Annotated in this window: 13 protein-coding genes, 1 pseudogene and 1 riboswitch; of the genes and pseudogenes, 10 read left to right on the forward strand and 4 right to left on the reverse strand. The window is 71.8% G+C overall.

Going from position 1 to position 14,563, the window contains the following annotated elements:
- Position 1: 1 nt before the first annotated feature.
- Positions 2 to 715 (forward strand): hypothetical protein, encoded by a 714-nt coding sequence (locus ACIBF5_RS10445; protein WP_396810160.1) that lies wholly within the window; start codon positions 2 to 4, stop codon positions 713 to 715.
- 59 nt (positions 716 to 774) lie between these two features.
- The gene (locus ACIBF5_RS10450) at positions 775 to 1,164 is read left to right on the forward strand and encodes a DUF2784 domain-containing protein (protein WP_396810161.1); all 390 of its coding nucleotides are present in this window, start codon (positions 775 to 777) and stop codon (positions 1,162 to 1,164) included.
- Between the two features lie 63 nt (positions 1,165 to 1,227).
- Here ACIBF5_RS10450 and ACIBF5_RS10455 read toward each other — a convergent pair whose 3' ends face one another.
- Genes ACIBF5_RS10455 through ACIBF5_RS10465 form a run of 3 tightly spaced genes read right to left on the reverse strand, consistent with a single transcriptional unit; the run spans position 1,228 to position 5,125 of the window.
- The gene (locus ACIBF5_RS10455) at positions 1,228 to 2,802 is read right to left on the reverse strand and encodes a YbjN domain-containing protein (RefSeq protein WP_396810162.1); all 1,575 of its coding nucleotides are present in this window, start codon (positions 2,800 to 2,802) and stop codon (positions 1,228 to 1,230) included.
- Complete coding sequence (locus ACIBF5_RS10460) at positions 2,799 to 4,637, reverse strand: HSP90 family protein (protein ID WP_396810164.1); 1,839 nt, start codon at positions 4,635 to 4,637, stop codon at positions 2,799 to 2,801. The genes ACIBF5_RS10455 and ACIBF5_RS10460 overlap by 4 nt, the downstream gene beginning before the upstream one ends.
- Before the next feature lie 17 nt (positions 4,638 to 4,654).
- The gene (locus tag ACIBF5_RS10465) at positions 4,655 to 5,125 is read right to left on the reverse strand and encodes a YbjN domain-containing protein (RefSeq protein ID WP_396810166.1); all 471 of its coding nucleotides are present in this window, start codon (positions 5,123 to 5,125) and stop codon (positions 4,655 to 4,657) included.
- 459 nt (positions 5,126 to 5,584) lie between these two features.
- On the opposite strand from ACIBF5_RS10465, the pseudogene ACIBF5_RS10470 reads away from it, so the two are divergent.
- A pseudogene (locus ACIBF5_RS10470) lies at positions 5,585 to 7,762 on the forward strand (DNA translocase FtsK 4TM domain-containing protein); the annotation flags it as partial.
- A 34-nt stretch (positions 7,763 to 7,796) separates the two neighbouring features.
- Here the strand turns inward: ACIBF5_RS10470 and ACIBF5_RS10475 are convergent.
- Entirely contained in the window at positions 7,797 to 8,060 is a 264-nt protein-coding gene (locus ACIBF5_RS10475; protein ID WP_396810168.1) for a hypothetical protein, read from the reverse strand.
- Between the two features lie 7 nt (positions 8,061 to 8,067).
- A riboswitch (guanidine-III (ykkC-III) riboswitch) is annotated at positions 8,068 to 8,134 on the reverse strand.
- Between the two features lie 103 nt (positions 8,135 to 8,237).
- Between ACIBF5_RS10475 and ACIBF5_RS10480 the strand changes: the two genes are divergently transcribed.
- The 7 genes from ACIBF5_RS10480 (at position 8,238) to ACIBF5_RS10510 (ending at position 14,559) form a co-directional block, all read left to right on the forward strand.
- Positions 8,238 to 9,161: an ornithine cyclodeaminase family protein gene (locus tag ACIBF5_RS10480; RefSeq protein ID WP_396810430.1), complete on the forward strand. Its 924-nt coding sequence runs from the start codon at positions 8,238 to 8,240 to the stop codon at positions 9,159 to 9,161.
- Between the two features lie 65 nt (positions 9,162 to 9,226).
- A complete protein-coding gene (rimO, locus tag ACIBF5_RS10485) occupies positions 9,227 to 10,741 on the forward strand; it encodes a 30S ribosomal protein S12 methylthiotransferase RimO (protein ID WP_396810170.1) in 1,515 nt (504 codons plus the stop codon).
- Between the two features lie 4 nt (positions 10,742 to 10,745).
- Complete coding sequence (gene pgsA / locus ACIBF5_RS10490; protein WP_396810172.1) at positions 10,746 to 11,339, forward strand: CDP-diacylglycerol--glycerol-3-phosphate 3-phosphatidyltransferase; 594 nt, start codon at positions 10,746 to 10,748, stop codon at positions 11,337 to 11,339.
- Positions 11,340 to 11,433: 94 nt separating this feature from the next.
- Complete coding sequence (locus tag ACIBF5_RS10495) at positions 11,434 to 11,955, forward strand: CinA family protein (RefSeq protein ID WP_396810174.1); 522 nt, start codon at positions 11,434 to 11,436, stop codon at positions 11,953 to 11,955.
- 193 nt (positions 11,956 to 12,148) lie between these two features.
- Positions 12,149 to 12,622 carry a helix-turn-helix domain-containing protein gene (locus ACIBF5_RS10500; RefSeq protein ID WP_396810176.1) on the forward strand — a complete coding sequence of 158 codons (474 nt, stop codon included), beginning with the start codon at positions 12,149 to 12,151 and terminating at the stop codon, positions 12,620 to 12,622.
- 257 nt (positions 12,623 to 12,879) lie between these two features.
- The gene (locus ACIBF5_RS10505; protein ID WP_396810178.1) at positions 12,880 to 13,740 is read left to right on the forward strand and encodes a PspA/IM30 family protein; all 861 of its coding nucleotides are present in this window, start codon (positions 12,880 to 12,882) and stop codon (positions 13,738 to 13,740) included.
- Between the two features lie 36 nt (positions 13,741 to 13,776).
- Positions 13,777 to 14,559: a hypothetical protein gene (locus ACIBF5_RS10510; RefSeq protein WP_396810180.1), complete on the forward strand. Its 783-nt coding sequence runs from the start codon at positions 13,777 to 13,779 to the stop codon at positions 14,557 to 14,559.
- Positions 14,560 to 14,563: the final 4 nt, after the last annotated feature.

Below are 14,563 nucleotides of genomic sequence, written 5' to 3' on the forward strand. Positions count from 1 at the left end.
CGTGTCGAGCAGTAACGGCCCCAGTGTGGAAGCGACCCTGGCGACCGCCGACCGCGAGTGGCGCGCGCGCGGCGTCAACCGGCGCGACCGGATCGCCCTCGCCACCGACCTTCGGCAGGACCTGGAGGCCGCTGCCGCCGACGGCGTCACCCCCGAGCAGCTTCTCGGCCCCGACGTGCGCGGCTTCGCCCGACGCCTCGCCGACGAGGCGGGCCTGCCCGGCGTTCCACGCGCTTACCAAAGGCTGCTTCTCACCGCCCTGGCCGGCACGGTGCCGGGCGTTCTGGCGGGCTACCTCTTCCTTTTCGGGATCTACCAGGTGATCGTGTCGATCTTCGACCTTCGACGTGACCTGGAGGTGCCGCTCGCGGTCGGGCTCCTCGCCTACTACGGCACCGCCGCCGCGCTGGTGATCGGCGGGGCGCTCGTGGCCGTACGGGTGCGGATGCGGGAGGTGCCGCGAATCGGCCGGACCCTGGCGGCGATGAGTGTGCTGCTGCCGCTGGCCGGCGTGGCGATCACCCCGGTCACGATGGGATTCGCCAGCTTGACCAACTACGCCTCCTCGGCGCCGGTGCTGCTGATCGAAGTGGCGATGGTCCTGTCCGCCCTGGCCGGGGCGACCGTGCTGGCCCGCTGGTGGGCGCTGCGGGAAGGGGGCGCGGCCGGTGCCAGAACGGGACGACTGGTCGGGCGAGGGCCGGTCGCCGGCTGAGTCCCCGTACCCAGGATTTCGGGGCCGTTCGCCGCATAGCCTGGCCTGCGGAGGCGGACATGGGCTATCGGTTGCTGACCACGGTGATCCTGGTGGTGCACTTCGGGTTCCTGGCCTACCTGCTGCTCGGCGGGTTCGTGGCCTGGCGTTGGCGCTGGACGATCTGGCCGCACCTGGCCGCCGCCGGCTGGGGAATGACCGTCGTCGTGGGCAAGGTGGTCTGCCCGCTCACCTACGCCGAGCACTGGTCGCGACGGCAGGCCGGTGAGGCCGGCGCCGCCACCACACAGGGATTCATCGACCGGTACGTCGAAGGCGTCATCTACCCGGAACAGCTCACCGCCCTGGCCCAACTGCTGCTCGCGCTCACCGTCGTGGCCTCCTGGGCCGGTTTCCTCCGCCCCCTCCTGCGCCCCTCACCCGAACGCCCGCCACGCCGTCGATCGTGAAGTTGGTGCGGCCGAGGGGGCTGGATCTCGGCGTCAACTCCACGATCAACGGGAACGGTGGCGTCAGGGCAGGTCGGCGACGGCTTCGGCGAGGGCGGCGCCGGGGCCGATGGTGGCGTTGACCAGAGCGGCGAGTTGTGACGCGCTGACGCCGTGTTCCAGGTCGGTGGTGACCTCACCGGCGATGATCAGCTCACCCTCGCCGGTGTCGTGCACGTACGCCTTCGGCAGCAGGCGGTCGTGGTTCCAGGAGTTGCAGAACTCGTACGCCTCGGCCAACCGGTCCGCCGGCAGCCGCCGCTCGACGATGATCCTCGCGTGCAGGATCTCCTTCGCCTCGCCGAGTTGCTCGAACTGGATCAGCGTCCTGCCCCACTGGACGCCGACCGTGCCGTCGTCGTAGAGCAGATAGTGGTCCAAACGCCCTTCCAGCTCACGGATGATCGCCCCCATCCGCAGTGGTTCCACCAGGTCCTGCCGCGACCCCGACGGCAGCGCGTCAGGCATCGCCCAGTCGTCCGGCGGCTCGTCCACCGGCAGGGTGACCTCCGCGTCGATCGGCCGTTCGGCAAGCCACGCGGCCATCCGGCCGGACTGGTGGCTGGAGCCGTTGCGGGCGTCGAAGCGGCCGGCGAGCTCCTGTGCCGTGGTCAGCAGTTGCGCGCCGAGCGCGGCGACGGAAAGGTCGGTCGCGGGTCGGTCGCCGTACTCCGGACGGTGGATCGACACCTCCAGCCCGGCCTCGCCGGCGAGCCGGCAGACCAGCGCACCCGCGGCGGCGAACTCCATCGCGGACGAATCGTCGTACGGCCGGTCCAGCCATCCCAGGTGGGTGCCGAGGATCTCCAACCCGCGCTCGTGCTGTCCGGAGAGCGCGCAGAAGCGCAGGTGCTCGGCGAGGAACGGGAACGCGTCCCGTTCGTGCCGGTGCCGGCGGTACGCCCGCACGTGCGCCTGTGCCGCCTCGTCGTACCGGCCGAGCCGCAGGTACGCGACGAGCACCGTGGTCAGCGCCTTCTCCGGTTGCTCCGCGCAGCCGAGCGTGCCGGTGAGCACCGGTTCGACGGTGCGTACCGCCTCCTCCCACTCGCCCCAACCGGCCAGCAGTTCGGCCTGGCGGGACGGGTCACACCCGGCGCAGTCGCTGTTCTCGTCCCGGCGGGCACCCTGCCAGCGGGTCAGCCACTGACGGGCCTGCGCCTCGTCGCCGAGGTGGTCGGCGATCCGGCAGCGCAGGTTGTACACGGCCTGGAGGCTGCGTCCCTGCGTACGGAACCGCCGCTCCAGGTCGTCCATGGCCGCCTGGGTCTGGGCGAGTCCGACCCTCGGTGTGCTGCGCAGGGCGGCGATCGCCCACTTGTGGTACCAGCGCAGCATCTCCGCGTCCCAGTCGTCGAAGAGCGACGGGTCGCGGTCGAAGGCGGCCAGGCACCAGCCGAACGGCGGCAGCATCCGCCACCGTTCGGTGTGGTTGTTGTACGCGTCGATCAGCGCGAACCGGGCGTCGAAGCCGAGCCGTACGTCCGCGGCGGCGTCCGCGTGCGCCACGATCCGCTCCAACTCGGCGATCTTGCCGTCGCCGTCGGGCAGCTCGCGAGCCTCGTCCAGTGCCTCGACCAACTCGCTCTGCTCGCTCATGGCATCTCCTCGGGGGGTGGGTCCGCCGCTCCGGTGCCGCCGCCGGCCGGCGGGCCGGCGAACGCGCGGTCGAGCAGCGCGAGAAACGAGCGGTTCAGGGCGGCGGTGTCGACCGCGCGCAGCGGGTGGTGGCCGGCGAGCAGTGCATGCCCGTACAGCGCCTCGATGCCGTGCCGCAGGGTGGCGCCGGGCGGCCCGGCACTGATCCGCCGGATCAGCGGGTGCCGCCAGTTCAGGACGAGTTCCGGCCGGTGCTCGATCTCCACCTCGGCGAAGGCGGAGAGCACGTCGGACCAGAGGTCGTCCGCCTGGGCCAGGTCGCGCGCGACCCTGTCCTGGTCGTGGGCCTGCCGGCTCATCACATAGAGCGCCGGTACGGTGACCGGGTCGAACTGCCGGATCAGCGGTACGCAGCCGAACTCGACGAGGACGTCCCGCGCCACCCGGAGGAAGCCGGCGAGTTCCGCCTCCAGTTCCGCCGGCAACGGTTCCAGCCGGGCGGCCAGCTCACCGGGATCGAGGCGCCGTACGGTGATCGACCGGTCGATCCGGGGCAGCCGTTCGAGGATCTCCGTGTCGTACGCGTACCCGGCGTTCACGAGCGGGGTGCCGGCGGCGCTGGCGATCGCGGCCAGGGCCCGGAACTCGTCGACGGTCTCCGCGTAGCGCAGCACCGGTGCGCCCCGCCGGAACGCGTGCAGGGTCATCGTGCCCCGGCTGGTCTCGAACGGCAGCCCGACGTCAACCAGCCGCAGCATCTCGTCGTCGCGGACCGCGAGCGCCTTCACCCCGAGGTGGTGCACCCGCAGGAAGGCGGCGAGCCGGTCCGGGTGCCGCACCGAGAGGTCCAGCAACCAGTCCCGGATCTGCGCGCCGAGCGACTCCCGTACGCGGGCGAGGAGGTCGTCGTCGTAGAGCCCCTCCCGGCTGGCGGTCGGACGCAGTACCGAGGTGTCCACCACGCACCGGACGAAGAACGCCCACTCCGGCACCAGTCCGGTGGCGTTCTCACTGAGCAGCATCCGTTTCAGGTAGACCCGGTGCCCGGCCGGCCCGACCCCGCTCGCGGTCGGCAGTACGAAGCCGACACCGACCAGCCCGGCCTCCGGCACCCGCAGGTCGATCACGTCCATCGGCCGACTGCCGAGTAGTTGAGTGCCGTGGTCGAGCAGTGCGAGGCGGCGTACCTCCGGGTCGTCGTCGATCTCCCAGGGCGCCCGCGGCTCGGTCAGCCGCAACTCGGCGGTCCCCGGGGCCTGCCGCACCACCTCCACGTCGAGCAGGTGCCCGTACGTCCGGACCAGGTCGCGGACCTGGTCGGGGGCGAACCAGTGCGCGCTGCCGGCCCGGGGGCGCAGCACCACCGTGGTGCCGATCGACGACCGGGCGTCGTCGTCGACCTCGACCCGGTAGCGCCCGTCGGCGTGACCGGTCCAGCGGACCGCAGGGGTGCCGGTGACCGAGCGGGTGAGCACCTCGATGGTGTCCGCCACCATGAAGCAGGAGAGCAGGCCGATGCCGAACTGGCCGAGGAAGTCCTGCCGGGTGAAGCCGAGTTCGTCCCGTTTGGAGGTACGTCCGACGCTGGCCAGGAAGGTGTGTACCTCGGGTTCGGTCAGCCCGATCCCGTTGTCGTGGACCCGGAGCGTGCCGTCGGCGTCGATCTCGAACACCACCCGACCCGGCTCCGTCTCCGGGGCCGACGTCCGCCGCGCGGTGATCGCGTCCGCCGCGTTCTGCAGCAGCTCGCGGGCGTACACCCGGGGGCTGCTGTAGAGATGCTGGCTGAGCAGGTCGACCACACCGCGCAGGTCGACCCGGAACCGTTGTTCCATGAGGGGATCCCGCGTGCTCAGGGTCGCAGTTTGGCGACCGATTCGGACATGGCGCAGCCGGTCGAGATGCCGCAGCTGATGAGCTGGTCGAGCTGGTGCACCGTGACACCCTGGGTCAGGCTCGCGGTCACCTCGCCGCAGACCCGGGCGCTGCCGTCGTCGTCGACGTGCACGTACGTCTTGGGCCACAGGTGTTCGTGGTTCCAGGTGTTACAGAAGGCGTAGAGCTGGGGCACCTGTTCGATCGGGAACGCCGTCGCCGCCATCGTGCGGACCTGGAGCACCTGCCCCTCCGGACCGGCCCGGAAGAAGTAGATGACGTTTTCCTCCCAGCGTCCGACCAGGTCACCGTCGCTGTCGCTGTAGAAGGAGAAGTCGCGGGCGCTCAGCACCGCCGCGATGAGGTCGTTGGTCAGCGGTTGCAGTGTCTGCAACTGACCCGCCACGACGGCGTCCTCCGCGCTGTGGCCGGATCCCGGCGATGACATGCGACGTCCTCCCGTACGGCGAGATGGGCTGGTCGGTCTGCCCGTGATGTTAGGCGGGTCACGCGTCTCGGCATAACAGGGCCGGACCGTGTGCGGACACGACCGGTAAAAGCGCGGATATCCGCGACGGCAGGGCTAACGTGTGTCCTTATGGCGGGCCGTACCCCTCAGGCGAATCGGCGCCGAAGCGGGTCGTCCACGCGCGGCGCCGCCAACAGTCGTACCCGTCAGACGGCCGCCTCCCGGCAGCCGGCGAAGGGTCGTGCGGCGAGCCGACGCCCGGCTCGCACCCCACCGACGGTCTACCTGGGCCGGGCGGTCAACGCGATGTGGATGGGGCTGGCGCACAGCGTCGGCTGGGCGGTCCGTGCCGCCGGCCGGCAGGCGGCCACCGCCCGCGACCTCGACCCGGAACACCGGCGCGACGGTGCCGGCCTGTTCCTGCTGGGACTCTCCATCCTCACCGCCGTCGCGGTCTGGTTCTCCTCCGCCGGCCCGCTCGGCGCCCGGCTGGCCGACACCATCCGCCTCTTCCTCGGTGCGATCTCCGTGGTGCTGCCGATCCTGCTGCTGATCGGCGCGGTCCGGCTGATGCGTACGCCCAATGAGTCCGAACACCAGGGCCGGGGGCTGGTCGGCTGGTCGGCGCTGATCCTGGGCACCGGCGGGCTGCTGCACATCGGTCACCACCCGGTGAACAACCTCGAACGTGACTACGCCGGTGGGCTGATCGGTGCCGCCATCGGGCGGACCCTGGAGGACGCCGTCACCCCCTGGGTGGCGGTCCCGCTCCTGGTCCTGCTGGTCCTCTTCGGGCTGCTGGTGGTCACCGCGACACCGATCAACAAGATCCCCGAACGGTTGGGGCTGCTCGCCGAGGTGGTCACCGGCCGGTCCACCAGCGACGCCGACGAGGAAGAGGCCGACGAGGAGGAGACGCCGGCCCGTCGCCGCCCGGCGGCACGGCGTCGTACCGGCAGCCGTGCGGGGTCGGTCCAGGACCCGGACGGTCACGGCGAGGATGAGTTCGCCGAGGAGTTGCCGCCGCTGCCGCGCAAGCCGCCCGCGAAGGTGCCCGCCGCGCGCAAGGCCGCCGAGCCGCCCGAACATTCGCCCGTACCGACCCGGGCCGAGCAACTGGCCATCACCGGCCTGGCCGGGGACTACATCCTGCCGCCCGCGAACCTGCTGCGCGGCGGCAGTGCGCCGAAGACCCGGAGCAAGGCCAACGACGAGGTGATCGCCGCGCTCACCGGCGTCTTCGACCAGTTCGATGTGGACGCCGCGGTGACCGGGTTCACCCGGGGGCCGACCGTCACCCGTTACGAGGTCGAACTCGGGCACGGGGTGAAGGTCGAGCGGATCACCCAGCTCTCCCGGAACATCGCGTACGCGGTGAAGTCCCCGGACGTACGGATCCTGAGCCCCATCCCGGGCAAGAGCGCGGTCGGGGTGGAGATCCCGAACAGCGACCGGGAGGACGTGGCGCTCGGCGACGTACTCCGCTCGCGGGCCGCGACCAGCGACCACCACCCGATGGTGGTCGCGCTCGGCAAGGACATCGAGGGTGGCTACGTGGTGGCCAACCTGGCCAAGATGCCGCACATCCTGATCGCCGGGGCGACCGGTGCGGGCAAGTCCTCCTGCCTCAACTCGCTGCTCGTCTCCATCCTCAGCCGGGCCACCCCGGACGAGGTGCGGCTGCTGCTGATCGACCCGAAGCGGGTCGAGATGACCAGCTACGAGGGAATCCCGCACCTGGTCACGCCGATCGTGACCAACCCGAAGAAGGCGGCCGACTCGCTGGAGTGGGTCGTCCGCGAGATGGACATGCGCTACGACGACCTCGCCGCCGCCGGGGTACGCCACATCGACGACTACAACCGCAAGGTGCGGGCCGGGCAGATCAAGCCGCCGCCCGGCAGTGAGCGGGAGATCCGCCCGTACCCGTATCTGCTGGTGATCGTGGACGAGCTGGCCGACCTGATGATGGTGGCGCCCCGCGACGTCGAGGACTCGGTGGTCCGGATCACCCAGCTCGCCCGCGCCGCCGGCATCCACCTGGTGCTCGCCACCCAGCGCCCGTCGGTCGACGTGGTGACCGGTCTGATCAAGGCGAACGTGCCGTCCCGGCTTGCCTTCGCCACCTCCTCGCTGGCTGACTCCCGGGTCATCCTGGACCAGCCCGGGGCAGAGAAGCTGATCGGGCGGGGCGACGGGCTCTTCCTGCCGATGGGTGCCTCGAAACCGGTCCGGATCCAGGGCGCCTGGGTCAACGAGTCCGAGATCAGCGACATGGTCAAGTTCTGCAAGGACCAGCGCGAACCGGAGTTCCGGTCGGACGTGCTGGCCCCGGCGAAGGACCCGAAGAAGAAGGTCGACGAGGAGATCGGCGACGACCTGGAGTTGCTGGTCCAGGCGATCGAGTTGGTGGTCACCTCGCAGTTCGGCTCCACCTCGATGTTGCAGCGCAAGCTCCGGGTCGGTTTCGCCAAGGCCGGTCGGCTGATGGACCTGATGGAGACCCGGGGGATCGTCGGCCCGTCGGAGGGCTCCAAGGCCCGGGACGTGCTGGTCAAACCGGACGAGCTGGAAGAGGCGCTGGTCGGGATCCGGGGCGGCGGGGACGACGACTGAGCCGCGCCCCCCGCCGACCGTCGGACCGACCGGGTCAGCCCGCCTCGGACGGGTGGTCGGGGCGTCGACGCAGCGCCTGGGCCAGCGAGATCACCGAGACGATCGTCCAGGTCCCCTCCAGCAGCAGGAATCCCCAGGAGCGTTCGGCCGCGGCGAGCACCGCCAGGATGCCGGCGCCCACGGTGTTGAGGAGGAGATAGCGGACGGAGTGCGGGTCCATCCGGCGCAGTTGGCCGCCAGCGAAGGCGGCCAGGATCAGCAGGGCGCCGAGAACCTCGATCAGATCAGTTGTCGTCATCACCGTCTGCGCGCCGTCTTTGCCGGGCCGGGTACGGCACGCGCTCGTCCGGGGGGACGCCACCGCGCCCACCTGCGGCTCAGTCTAGCGAGCCGGGTTGGGGTGACCAGAGTGTGTGGTACACCTCTCCCAGCCGGACTTGACCTCAACCGGGGTTCAACTATCAGGATGCAGATCATGACTCTGCTCTTCACCGACACCGAGGTGGCCGCCCGGCTCGACGCGCCCACAGCGGTCGAGGCGATGCGCGAGGCACTGCTCGCCGCGTACGCGGGTCGGCTGGTCGCACCACCCCGGGCTTCCGCACCCCTGCGCGGCGGTCGCCTGGTCACCACCGCCGGGCAGCTCGACGACGAGTGGTACGGGTTCCGCTCCTACGACACCTTCGGCCACCCCGAGTCGGAGCAGCTCGTGGTCCTGCACGACGGCCGTTCGGGGCAGATCCGGGCGATCGCGGTCGGCGAGGAGATCGGGTCCCGGCGTACCGGCGCGATCGGTGGGCTGGCGGTGGACGCGCTGGCCCGCCCCGACGCCGCCACGGTCGGGGTGCTCGGCGCCGGGCGACAGGCATGGACCCAGCTCTGGGCGACCGCGGCGGTACGCCCGTTACGCGAGGTGGCCGTCTACTGCCGTACGCCCTCGGCCCGGGACGCCTTCGCCGCCCGGGTGGAGGCGGAACTCGGGATCAGCGCGACCGGAGTGAGCAGCGCCTCAGTGGCCGTACGCGGACGCGACGTGGTGCTGGTCGCCACCGACAGCGCCACTCCGGTGCTCGACCCGGCCGACCTGGCCCCCGGTGCCCACGTCAACGTCGTCGGCTTCAAACAGCAGGGTCGCGCGGAGTTCGGCTCCGACCTGCTCGACCGGGCCGAGGTGCTGGTCACGGACTCGCCGGCGCAGGCGGTGGACTACCAGCCGCCGATGCTCGCCGCCGTCGCGCCGTACGTCGAACGGCTGCACCACCTCGGCGCGGTGCTTGCCGGTGTGGTTCCCGGCCGGAACGCTGCCGACCAGGTGACGCTCTTCTGTCTGGTGGGACTCGCCGGCACGGAAGTTCTCCTGCTCGATCGGCTGGCCCGGGTCGCGGCCCGGCGGCCGTAGCCCCCGTGGCGGGCGTCGGCGGGTGTAGCGCTCGCCGGCTTGGCGGAGCGGCCCGGTACCCTCGGATGGTGTCTGCTACTTCCCCTTCCTCGACCGCCGGCCGTCGGGTCGCGTTGCTCACTCTCGGCTGTGCCCGTAACGAGGTCGACTCGGAGGAGTTGGCGGCCCGGCTGGACGCCGACGGCTGGCAGGTGACCACCGACGGCGAGGGCGCCGACGTGGTCCTCGTCAACACCTGCGGCTTCGTGGAGAAGGCCAAGCAGGATTCGATCGAGACCCTGCTCGCCGCCGCCGACACCGGTGCGAAGGTCGTCGCCGCCGGCTGCATGGCCGAGCGGTACGGCCGCGAACTCGCCGACAGCCTGCCGGAGGCGGGCGCGGTGCTCAGCTTCGACGACTATCCGGACATCTCGGCCCGGCTCAACGCGGTGCTCGCCGGTGAGCAGGTCACCGCGCACACCCCCAGGGACCGGCGTGAACTGCTGCCGCTGACCCCGGTCGCCCGGCACGGTAGCGGCATCTCGGTCCCCGGCCACGCGCAGACCCGCCCGGCCGGCGGCGCCCTGGTCGCCGACGAGCACACCCCCGCACACCTGCGTCCGGTGCTGCGCCACCGGCTCGCCAGCGGTCCGGTCGCCTCGCTGAAGCTCGCCAGCGGCTGCGACCGCCGTTGCGCGTTCTGCGCGATTCCGGCGTTCCGGGGCGCGTTCGTCTCCCGTCCACCGGAAGAGCTGCTCGCCGAGGCGGAGTGGCTGGCCAGCACGGGCGTACGTGAGCTGGTCCTGGTCAGCGAGAACTCCACCTCGTACGGCAAGGATCTCGGCGACCCCCGGCTGCTGGAGAAGCTGCTGCCGCAGCTCGCCGCGGTCACCGGGATCGTCCGGGTCCGCGCGAGCTACCTCCAGCCGGCGGAGACCCGCCCCGGCCTGGTCGAGACGATCGCCACCACCCCCGGTGTCGCCGCCTACTTCGACCTCTCGTTCCAGCACTCCAGCGAGCCGGTGCTGCGCCGGATGCGACGTTTCGGGTCCACCGCCCGATTCCTGGAGCTGCTCGGCTCGGCCCGGGAACTGGCCCCGGCGGCCGGTGCCCGGAGCAACTTCATCGTCGGCTTCCCCGGTGAGACCCGGGGCGACGTCGACGAGCTGGTCCGCTTCCTCTCCGAGGCCCGGCTCGACGCGATCGGCATGTTCGACTACAGCGACGAGGACGGCACCGAGGCCGCCGGCCTGCCCGGCAAGGTCTCGGCCGCCACGATCAAGCGCCGGTACGACCGGCTGAGCGCGCTCGCCGACGAACTCTGCTCCCAGCGGGCCGAGGAACGGCTCGGCTCGACCGTGGAGGTGCTGGTCGACTCGATCGACGGTGGTCTGGTGGAGGGACGCGCCGAACACCAGGCTCCCGAGGTGGACGGTTCGACCACCCTGGTGGCACCGGAGGACGGCGACGTCGACCTCGCCGCCCTGCGCCCCGGCGACCTGGTCCGCGCCACCGTCACCGGGACCGAGGGGGTGGACCTGCTCGCCGTACCGGTCGAACTGATCTCGGCGGCGGCTGGCCCGCGCAACGGCGCGAGGTGACCGCGTGACCGAGGCGTCGGAGCCCGCCCCGGCCGCCATGGCGAAGCCGGTGCCCGTCGTCAACGCCGCCAACGCGCTCACTGCGCTGCGACTGGCCCTGGTGCCGGTCTTCGTGGCGCTGGTGATCGCCTCCGCGATGACGCACCCGGCCTGGCGGATAGCCGCCACCCTCACCTTCGCCTTCGCCTCCGCGACGGATCTGCTGGACGGGTGGATCGCCCGCCGGTTCAAGCTGGTCACGGCGGTCGGCAAGGTGGCCGACCCGATCGCCGACAAGGCGTTGACCGGTGCCGCCCTGGTCCTGCTCTCCTGGTACGACCTGCTTCCCTGGTGGGTGACGCTGCTCATCCTGGCCCGGGAGTTCGGGGTGACGCTGATCCGGTTCTGGGTGATCCGGTTCGGGGTGATCGCGGCCAGCCGGGGCGGCAAGGCGAAGACCGCGCTGCAGATCCTCGCCATCGTCTGGTACCTCTGGCCGGTGCCGTCCGGGGTGACCTGGGTCGGTCCGTGGATCATGGGTATCGCGCTGGTGGTGACAGTGGTCACCGGTCTCGACTACGTGGTACGGGCGCTGCGTCTGCGGCGCCGGACCGGCTGATCGTCGCCGGGCCCGGGCGGGTTCCGGCGAGCGGACCTGCCGTCACCGGAGCCGCCCGGCGGAGGTTGGGCGGGGCAGTGAGCGAGGAGGCGGGATGACGGACGGTGTCGACGCATGGGTCGCGCCCACCGAGGCGGCGGCGGTCGTGCACCCGCTCTCCGAACGGGGCCAGACCCTGGCCGTGGTCGAGTCGCTCACCGGTGGCCTGCTGGCCGCCACGATCGTCGACATCGCCGGTGTGAGCAGCGTCTTCCGGGGCGGCCTGGTGGTCTACGCCACCGACCTCAAGGCGGCCCTGGTGGGCGTACCGGGGGACCTGCTGGCTGATCGGGGGCCGGTGGACCCGGACGTGGCGCTGGCACTGGCCGAGGGCGGCCGTCGGCGCTGCATGGCCGACTGGTGCCTGGCCACCACCGGAGTGGCCGGTCCGGAGCCGCAGAACGGTCGGCCGGTGGGGCTCGTCTACGTCGCGCTCGCCGGGCCGGACGGCGCACGCGTACGCGAACTGCGGCTCGACGGTGGCCGTACCCAGATCCGGAGCAACGCGGTAACCGGGGCGCTGCGGCTCCTCGCGGAGGAGTTGCAGGGCGTGCAACCACCGGCGGTACGCGGGTGACCGGGGTCACCGCCGCTCCGGTTACGCGGGTCGTCCGGAATCCGGACCGGCGGGGTGGGATGTCGCGCGGGCCGGCAACGGGTACGGTTGCGGGAAGGCTCCGGCAGCGGTCGGGGTCGGGGGTCGGAGTCGCTCCACGCGGCAACACGCTGACTGCCGCCGGAGGTACGGTCCCACGTCAGGGGGAGGTGCGATGGTCCTACTACGCCGGGTGATCGGTGACGCACTGCGTGCTCGCCGGCAGGGACAACACCGCACTCTGCGCGAGGTCTCCTCAGCGGCCAACGTGAGCCTCGGATATCTCTCCGAGATCGAGCGGGGCCAGAAGGAGGCGTCGAGCGAGCTGCTCGCCGCGATCTGTGACGCCCTCGGCGCCCGCCTCTCCGAACTGCTGCGCGAGGTCAGCGACACCGTCGCGCTCGGCGAGCAGGTCTCCGGGGTGCTCGCTCCGGTCCAGGAACGGTCGACCGTCGACGTACCGGCCCGTACCGTACTGACTGATTCGGCGGTGCGCACGGTGACCGACTCCGGCGTGCGGCAGGTGGCGACCGACGGCAACGTGTCGGTCTCGGTCCGGCAGGACTCGCCGCTCAAGGCCACCCTGCGGACCACTCGTCGGGTCCGGTCCAACACCGACCGGGGTCGCGAGGTCGTCCGCGCCGCCTGAGCGTCGCCGCAGCCCAGTATCTCGGCACCCGTCCGCCCCACACCCGGTGATCTGTGCGGCCGTGTGGTGCTCGGTGCGCTTTCCTCGGCGTAGGGTTGCAGTTTCAGCGGTGTCTCCGGCCGGTGCCCCCAGCGGTTGTCTGCCGGTGTGGCGCCGGACTGGGACGATGGGGATCGTGCCGCGTGGTCGGCCGGTGCAGACCGGTCGGCGGCCCGGCCGCCGACCGTAGCCGATGACACCGAGGGGATAACGCGAAGATGGCGAGCCCGTTCGTCAAGGGATGGCGCTACCTGATGGCGCTGTTCGGCGCCAAGATCGATGAGCACGCCGACCCGAAGGTGCAGATCCAGCAGGCCATCGAGGAGGCCCAGCGTCAGCATCAGGCGCTGGTCCAGCAGGCCGCGGCGGTCATCGGCAACCAGCACCAGCTTGAGATGCGGCTCTCCCGGCAGATGTCCGAGGTCGAGCGGTTGCAGGGGATGGCCCGCCAGGCGCTGGTCCTCGCCGACCGCTCCCGGGCCGCCGGTGACGAGTCGGAAGCGGTGAAGTACGAGCAGACCGCGCAGACCCTCGCCGCCCAACTGGTCTCCGCCGAGCAGGCGACCGAGGACCTGAAGACCCTGCACGACCAGGCGCTGGGCGCCGCCGGCCAGGCCCGTCGGGCGGTCGAGAATAACAGCATGATCCTCCAGCAGAGGCTGGCCGAGCGGACCAAGCTGCTCAGCCAGCTTGAGCAGGCCAAGATGCAGGAGAGCGTCGCCAAGTCGATCGAGTCGATGACGAACCTCACCGCGCCGGGCGCCACGCCCTCGCTGGACGAGGTCCGGGAGAAGATCGAACGGCGGTACGCGAACGCCATGGGCCGCGCCGAACTCGCCGGCAACTCGGTCGAGGGCCGGATGCTGGAGGTGCAGAAGAGCAGCCTCGACATGGCCGGCTCGGCCCGGCTGGAGCAGATCCGGGCCAGCATGGCCGGCGAGCAGCTCGGCGGCAAGCCGCAGCCCGCGATCGACCAGAACACCCGGGCGGCGGACGACGCCGGGGTGGCCCGGCTCGACGAGATCCGGGCGAGCCTGGCCCGCGAGAAGTCCGCCGGGGACCAGAGCAACGCCGGCTGACACCTGTCCCGGGGGCCAGGCACGGAAAGGGCAGGGATGGCTGACCAGCGAGCTCGTTACTTCCGGCGACTGCGCAGGCTGCGCCGCTCCGCCCGCTCCTGGAGCGTCTTCGCCAGCGGTTTGGGCGGCGCGGCGGTCATCCTCACCCCGTACCAGGGGCTGGGTCTGCCGGACGCCGCCTGGGTCGCCGGTAGCGGCGCCGCCGCGGCGCTGGCCCTCTGGCGCTGGTCCGACCTGCGGACGCTGAGGGCCCAACCGGCACCGGCACCGTCCGATCCCGCGCTCGCGGCCGAGCGGGCCCGCGTCCGGCTGGTCGCCGCCGTGGAGCGGCTACCCGCCGGACGCGGGGCACTGGCCGAGGTACGCCGGCAGAGGACCCGGATGGCGCTGCGCGGTTCGGCGGCGGCAGCCCCCTGGGAGCGGCTGAACCGGGCGTCGTCGGCGATGACCGGGCTCGCCGGACGGCTGCCGGCGTCGGCCGAGCCGGCAGTGGTCGAGGCGACCGCTGCCGAGCAGTCGCTGCTCGACCTCGCCCACCGGGTGGCGAGCCTGGAGAAGACCACCCGGTTCGCGCCGGAGGAGTCCCGCCCGGGACTCGAAGCGGTGCACCGGAACCTCCGCCAGCAGCTCGACCGGGGAGTCGGCGCGTACGAGGCGCTGGTCGTGGCGGCAGCCGGTTACCTCGCCGAGGACTTCCGGTCAGCCGGCGAGCATCCGGCCGCCACCCGGCTCACCGAGGCGACCGACCTGCTGCACGGCATCGCCGCCGGTCTGGCCCAGCTACGGGGCATGGGCGACCCGAGCCGCGCGCCGTACTGAGCGG

The sequence above is a fragment of the Micromonospora sp. NPDC050417 genome (assembly GCF_044458865.1).
Classification (GTDB): domain Bacteria; phylum Actinomycetota; class Actinomycetes; order Mycobacteriales; family Micromonosporaceae; genus Micromonospora_G.

Bases quoted from the DNA above. Each gene is read 5' to 3' on its own strand.
- ACIBF5_RS10450 (WP_396810161.1), top strand. From the start codon at position 775: ATGGGCTATCGGTTGCTGACCACGGTGATCCTGGTGGTGCACTTCGGG.
- ACIBF5_RS10455 (WP_396810162.1), bottom strand. From the start codon at position 2,802: ATGAGCGAGCAGAGCGAGTTGGTCGAGGCACTGGACGAGGCTCGCGAG.
- ACIBF5_RS10460 (WP_396810164.1), bottom strand. From the start codon at position 4,637: ATGGAACAACGGTTCCGGGTCGACCTGCGCGGTGTGGTCGACCTGCTC.
- ACIBF5_RS10465 (WP_396810166.1), bottom strand. From the start codon at position 5,125: ATGTCATCGCCGGGATCCGGCCACAGCGCGGAGGACGCCGTCGTGGCG.
- ACIBF5_RS10475 (WP_396810168.1), bottom strand. From the start codon at position 8,060: ATGACGACAACTGATCTGATCGAGGTTCTCGGCGCCCTGCTGATCCTG.
- ACIBF5_RS10480 (WP_396810430.1), top strand. From the start codon at position 8,238: ATGACTCTGCTCTTCACCGACACCGAGGTGGCCGCCCGGCTCGACGCG.
- rimO (WP_396810170.1), top strand. From the start codon at position 9,227: ATGGTGTCTGCTACTTCCCCTTCCTCGACCGCCGGCCGTCGGGTCGCG.
- ACIBF5_RS10495 (WP_396810174.1), top strand. From the start codon at position 11,434: ATGACGGACGGTGTCGACGCATGGGTCGCGCCCACCGAGGCGGCGGCG.
- ACIBF5_RS10500 (WP_396810176.1), top strand. From the start codon at position 12,149: ATGGTCCTACTACGCCGGGTGATCGGTGACGCACTGCGTGCTCGCCGG.
- ACIBF5_RS10505 (WP_396810178.1), top strand. From the start codon at position 12,880: ATGGCGAGCCCGTTCGTCAAGGGATGGCGCTACCTGATGGCGCTGTTC.
- ACIBF5_RS10510 (WP_396810180.1), top strand. From the start codon at position 13,777: ATGGCTGACCAGCGAGCTCGTTACTTCCGGCGACTGCGCAGGCTGCGC.